This is a genomic window from Streptomyces durbertensis (genome assembly GCF_014156695.1).
Lineage (GTDB): Bacteria > Actinomycetota > Actinomycetes > Streptomycetales > Streptomycetaceae > Streptomyces > Streptomyces durbertensis.
The window spans coordinates 1-2,909 of record NZ_WMLF01000567.1 but is presented as its reverse complement, the minus strand read 5'-3'; the positions used below and the strand labels follow the sequence as shown (position 1 = coordinate 2,909).

The window sequence follows — 2,909 nt, the reverse complement described above, 5'->3', positions numbered from 1 at the left end:
GGGTAACCATTTAGTTGACAACATGAAATATCAAGGTGCAGGGTGGGCCACAGAAACTTCAGTGCCTGAACTATTCGGAGGTACCCCACCGTGACCGCCCCGAACCGACCGGTACCCGCCACCGCCCGCGAGTGGCACCTGACCAGGCGCCCCGACGGCTGGCCCGTCCCCGAGGACTTCGCGCTGCGCGAGGCGCCGGTCCAGGCGCCGAACGACGGCCAGCTGCTGATCCGCAACCTGTACATGTCGGTGGACCCGTACATGCGCGGCCGGATGAACGACGTGAAGTCCTACGTGCCGCCGTTCCAGCTCGACCAGCCGATGGACGGCGGGGCGGTCGGCGTCGTGGTGGAGTCCCGTGCCGACGGCTTCAAGCCCGGCGACCACGTCCTGCACGGCGCCGGCTGGCGCGAGTACGCGACGATCGGCGCCGCCGGCGCGGTCCCGGTCTCCGCGGAGGCCGCCCCGCTCAGCACCTATCTGGGCGTGCTCGGCATGCCGGGGCTGACCGCGTACGCGGGCCTGCTGGAGGTGGCCTCCTTCAAGGAGGGCGACGCGGTGTTCGTGTCCGGCGCGGCCGGCGCGGTCGGCAGCATGGTCGGCCAGATCGCCCGGCTGAAGGGCGCCTCCCGGGTGGTCGGCAGCGCCGGATCGGCGGAGAAGGTGCGGCTGCTCACCGAGGAGTTCGGCTTCGACGCGGCGTTCAACTACAAGGACGGCCCGGTCCGCGACCAGCTCCGGGAAGCCGCGCCGGACGGCATCGACGTCTACTTCGACAACGTCGGCGGCGAGCACCTGGAAGCCGCCATCAGCGCGCTCAACACCCACGGCCGCATCACCGTCTGCGGCATGATCGCCCAGTACAACAGCACCGAGCCGCCGGCCGCGCCCCGCAACCTGGCCATGGTCATCGGCAAGCGGCTGCGCATCACCGGCATGCTCGTCAACGACCACAAGGACCTGCGGCCCGCCTTCCAGCAGGACGTCGCCGGCTGGCTGGCCGGCGGCGAGCTGAAGTACCAGGAGACGGTCGTCGGCGGGATCGGCAACGCCGTCGACGCCTTCATCGGCATGTTGCGCGGCAGCAACACCGGGAAGATGGTCGTCGCCCTCGACGGCTGAGCCCGAGGGCCCGTCCCCGGGCGGGCCGCCACAGAGCACTCCCCCCCACCGCGCCGCAGACGCCCACCGGCGCGGGCACTACACTTCGTCCGGGCCGACGGGGTCGTGGGCGCGAGCCCCCCGGCCGTACTTCCTTTTGGAGGAACCCGTATGTCCATCCAGCCCATCGACGTCCTGTACACCGCCGTGGCCACCGCGGAGAACGGACGCGACGGCAAGGTCGCCAGCGACGACGGCAACCTGGAGGTTGTCGTCAACCCGCCCAAGCAGATGGGCGGCAGCGGCGCCGGCACCAACCCCGAGCAGCTCTTCGCCGCCGGCTACAGCGCCTGCTTCCAGGGCGCGCTCGGCGTCGTGGCGCGGCAGGCCAAGGCCGACATCTCCGGCTCGACCGTGACCGCCTCGGTCGGTATCGGCAAGACGCCGGCCGGCGGCTTCGGTCTGAAGGTCGCGATCTCGGCGAGCATCCCGAACGTCGACGAGGCCACCGCGCGCGAGCTGGTGGAGAAGGCGCACCAGGTGTGCCCGTACTCCCACGCGACGCGCGGGAACATAGAGGTGACGATCACCGTCGACTGAGCCACCGGCTCGGAAGGCGTGTGATCCGAGGGGCCCGTCGCCGGCTTGGCCGGCGGCGGGCCCCTCGCCGTGCGGGATGAGAACCCGCGCGCCCCGGTCAGGGCCGCAGCAGCACCTTGGTGTGGTCGGGGGCGGTGTCGTCGAGCAGCGGGAGGGCGCGGGCGAAGTCGTCCAGCGGCAGTTCGTGGGTGATCAGCCGGGCCAGGTCCAGCCGGCCGGTGCGGAAGGCGCGGACGGCGTGCGCCCAGGACGCGGGGGTGGCGCCGGGGGCGGACCGCAGGGTCAGCTCGTGCTCGGTGAGCACCGCCGGGTCGAGACCGTGCCCGTCCGCCTCGACCGGTCCGGCGAGCACGATCCGGCCGCCGGGCAGCGCGAGCCGGCAGGCGTCGGTGAGGCCGGCCGCCGGACCGCCGGCCACCAGCACGACATCGCAGCGGCCGTACAGCGGGTCGGCCTCGGTGGGCAGCAGGGCGTCGGTGGCGCCCATGGCAAGCCCGAGCTCGGCGCGGCGCAGCCACGGGTCGAGCACGTACAGCGCGGCCGGGGAGTAGGCCGTGAGCAGCTGCACGGCGAGCAGTCCGGTCATACCGGCGCCGACCACCGCGACCCGGTCGCCCGGGCGCGGCCGCCCGGCGAGCACGGCGGCCGCGGCGGCCGCCGCCGGTTCCAGCAGGGCGGCGGACCGCAGGTCGGCGGTGTCGTCCAGTGGGTGCAGCGACCGGGCGGGGACGATCAGCACGTCCGCGCAGCCGCCCGGTTCGGTGTAGCCGGTGAGCGCCACGCCGGCGGCGCAGCCGGTGGTGCCCTGCCGGCAGCGTTCGCAGACCTGGCAGGTGCGGACGGCCTCGCCGACCGTGCGGCGGCCGAGCAGGCCCGGGTCCACGCCGTCGCCGACGGCCTCGACCGTGCCGGACCACTCGTGGCCCGGGGTGACGGGGTAGCGGGCGCGGTCGGGCGGCCGCACCCCTTCGTACAGTTCGAGGTCGCCGCCGCACAGTCCGGCGGCGTGCACCGCGATACGCACCTCACCCGGTCCCGGTTCGGCGACCGGTCCGGCGACCAGACGGTGCTCACCGGGCTTGTCGACGACAAGCGCGCGTACGGTTCTGGCCACGTGTCCCTGCTTTCGTCGTGCGTGGTGCCGCGCCGCCTCCCCCGAGGCCGCTCTCACGAGGCAGCTCTTTCCCCCGGGCCGCCCTCCCCTGGGG

The 2,909-nt window shown here is 73.5% G+C and carries 3 protein-coding genes; 2 read left to right on the top strand and 1 reads right to left on the bottom strand.

Annotated elements, in window-relative coordinates:
• Window positions 1-90: 90 nt before the first annotated feature.
• Together GL263_RS24435 and GL263_RS24430 are read left to right on the top strand one after the other, a co-directional pair.
• The gene (locus tag GL263_RS24435; protein WP_182857912.1) at window positions 91-1,122 is read left to right on the top strand and encodes an NADP-dependent oxidoreductase; all 1,032 of its coding nucleotides are present in this window, start codon (window positions 91-93) and stop codon (window positions 1,120-1,122) included.
• Window positions 1,123-1,272: 150 nt separating this feature from the next.
• Window positions 1,273-1,701 (top strand): organic hydroperoxide resistance protein, encoded by a 429-nt coding sequence (locus GL263_RS24430; RefSeq protein ID WP_182857911.1) that lies wholly within the window; start codon window positions 1,273-1,275, stop codon window positions 1,699-1,701.
• Window positions 1,702-1,798: 97 nt separating this feature from the next.
• Here GL263_RS24430 and GL263_RS24425 read toward each other — a convergent pair whose 3' ends face one another.
• Window positions 1,799-2,815, bottom strand: a complete 1,017-nt coding sequence (locus tag GL263_RS24425; protein ID WP_182857910.1) for a zinc-dependent alcohol dehydrogenase — start codon at window positions 2,813-2,815, stop codon at window positions 1,799-1,801.
• Between the last annotated feature and the right edge of the window lie 94 nt (window positions 2,816-2,909).

Excerpts from the sequence above, each read along its gene's own strand:
- GL263_RS24430 (WP_182857911.1), top strand. The coding sequence starts at position 1,273 with ATGTCCATCCAGCCCATCGACGTCCTGTACACCGCCGTGGCCACCGCG.